The sequence below is a fragment of the Actinosynnema sp. NPDC059335 genome (assembly GCF_042752395.1).
Classification (GTDB): domain Bacteria; phylum Actinomycetota; class Actinomycetes; order Mycobacteriales; family Pseudonocardiaceae; genus Actinosynnema.
Genome location: NZ_JBHYXZ010000317.1, coordinates 1 through 2,287, shown reverse-complemented (window position 1 = coordinate 2,287; position 2,287 = coordinate 1). Strand labels below are relative to the sequence as shown.

The following is a 2,287-nucleotide window of genomic DNA, read 5'->3' as shown; positions in this document are numbered from 1 at the left end:
TCGCGGGCGGGGGGGGGGGGGGGGGGGTGCGGCGCGCCGCGCCCCCCCCCCCCCCCCCACCGCTCGGGGTCACACGGCGGCGCCCGTGGGGTTCACCTGCGCCGAGGGCTCGAGCGGCTTGCGCCGCGGCGAGGCCCAGTTCTTCATGATCGGCTGTTCGACGAACTTGAACAGCACCCAGGACAACAGGATCGTGGCGCCGAACAGCAGCGCCAGCACGCCGAGGGCGGCCGGCGTGCTCCAGCTGCCGCCACCGAGCAACTGGTTGCCGTAGTAGAGCGTGAGCCGGTGCCACAGATACAGCGCGAAGGAGATGTCGCCCAGCCAGACCATGGTCCGGCTGCGGAACGGCGACCACTTCCCCTCGACGTCGGCCGAGGCCACGGCCGCGATGAGCAGCGCCAGCGGCACGACCGTGGTCGCCACGAGGCGGAACTCCCACGGCAGCACGTGCGGGAGCAGGTAGCCGACGACCACCAGGCCCATCGCGGGCAGGATGCCCAGGTTGATCCACTTCTTCTTCAGCACGATCTGGGCGAGCAGCATGCCCAGGACGAAGTCCAGGACGCGCATGGGCGGCAGCACGTAGACGAACCAGAACTGCCACTCCGAGATGGGCGCGAAGAACGGCTTCGGCTCGCTCGGCAGCAGGTGCGCCGCGAACGGGACGAGCCAGACCACCGCCATGATGCCGATGGCCCACGCCCACAGCCGGCCCGCCGGGATCCTGCGCACGAGCTTGATCCAGAACGGGAACGACAGGTAGAACAACGCCTCGACCGACAGCGACCACGCGACCGGGTTGATGCTGACCTCCGTCGCCAGTGACGGCGACCAGGACTGCAGCAGGAACAGGTTGAGGATCGCGTCGCCCGCGTCCACCGCCACCCCGGTGGCCAGCAGCAGCACCAGTGCGATGACGTAGGTCACCAGGTGGTTGGGGTAGACCTTGAAGAAGCGGCGGCGCCAGAACCGGGTGGTGGTGTCGGTCGGCCTCGACGACCAGGTGAGCACGAAACCGCTCAGGATGAAGAAGAAACCGACACCGGTCCAGCCGCCCTGGCTGAAGATGCCCATGAAGACGCCCTGCGCCGTCGGATCGGCGAAGAGGTTCTCGTAGGCGGCGTGGAAGAAGAACACCATGCCGGCCGCGACGAAGCGCAAACCGGTCAGGGAGGGCAATCTGGACAACGCGTTCGATATCGGCTGAGATTTCTCAGCCGGTGTCGCGGTGAGTGACATCGCGAAAATTCCTCCGATTCGAGTGCGGGCCACGGGGGCCACGTCGAGCGGGAACACCACAGTGCGGAAAACACACCAACCGCCTCGCGATCAGTGAGCCGGGATGCGCGTGGGCGCATGCGAGCGGACATAGGCGAGCAGGCCGGCGAGGTCCACACCGACCTGCGGGAACGTGACGACCCGGTGGACGCCGGCGGCGGCGTAGGCGCGCAGCGCGTCCTCGCTGACGGGACCGCGCGGCGGCGTGACGGTGATCTCCAGCGGGCCGAGGTGCTCGGGCCGCCCGTGGCGGGCGGCCTGCTCCTCGATCTGCCGCACCAGCTCGGCGGCGGCCTGCGGGCTGGGCCCGAACCCGTACCAGCCCTGGCACCGGGTCGCGGCGAACCGCAGGGCGGCCGGCGTGTGGCCGCCCGCCACGACGGGGATGGGCCGCTGCACGGGCCGGGGGTGGGCGTCGACGTCCTGGAAGTCGACGTACTGGCCGTGGAACTCGGGCTTCTCGTCCTCCCAGAGCGTGCGCATGGCGGCCAGGTGCTCGCGGCCGCGGGCGGCCCGGGTGGCGAAGTCGATGCCGAACATGCGGGCCTGGTGCTCGATGTAGCCCATGCCGACGCCGAGGGTGAGCCGGCCGCCGGAGAGGTGGTCCAGCGACGACAGGGCCTTGGCGAGCACGATCGGGTTGCGCAGCGGCAGGATCAGGATGCCGGTGGCCAGGCGGATGCGGCTGGTGATGCCCGCCAGGAAGCTCAACGCCACCACGGGGTCGACCAGTTCGAGCTGGGCGCTCCACGGGCTGTGCGGGTCGGGCACGTTCGGCAGGAACGGGTGCTCGCCCATCCACAGCGACTCGTAACCCAGCTCCTCGGCCAGCGTGGCGACCTCCGCGAGCGCGCCGGGCGGGACCGACGCGCCCTCGTTGAGCGAGAACAGGCCGATCTTGGGGTAGTCGACGGGCGGTTGGACGATCATGGTGGTGCCTTCCCTGGTGGTTCGGTGTGCCCGGGTCGGTGCTCCGGGGCCGGGAGGAAGCGCGGCCCGGTGGGAC

At 70.4% G+C, this 2,287-nt stretch carries 2 protein-coding genes; both read right to left on the bottom strand.

Annotation, left to right across the window (positions count from 1 at the left end):
• Window positions 1-69 precede the first annotated feature (69 nt).
• Entirely contained in the window at window positions 70-1,191 is a 1,122-nt protein-coding gene (locus tag ACFXGA_RS40125) for an acyltransferase family protein (protein ID WP_378098448.1), read from the bottom strand.
• 141 nt (window positions 1,192-1,332) lie between these two features.
• Window positions 1,333-2,211: an LLM class F420-dependent oxidoreductase gene (locus ACFXGA_RS40120; protein WP_378098445.1), complete on the bottom strand. Its 879-nt coding sequence runs from the start codon at window positions 2,209-2,211 to the stop codon at window positions 1,333-1,335.
• Window positions 2,212-2,287: the final 76 nt, after the last annotated feature.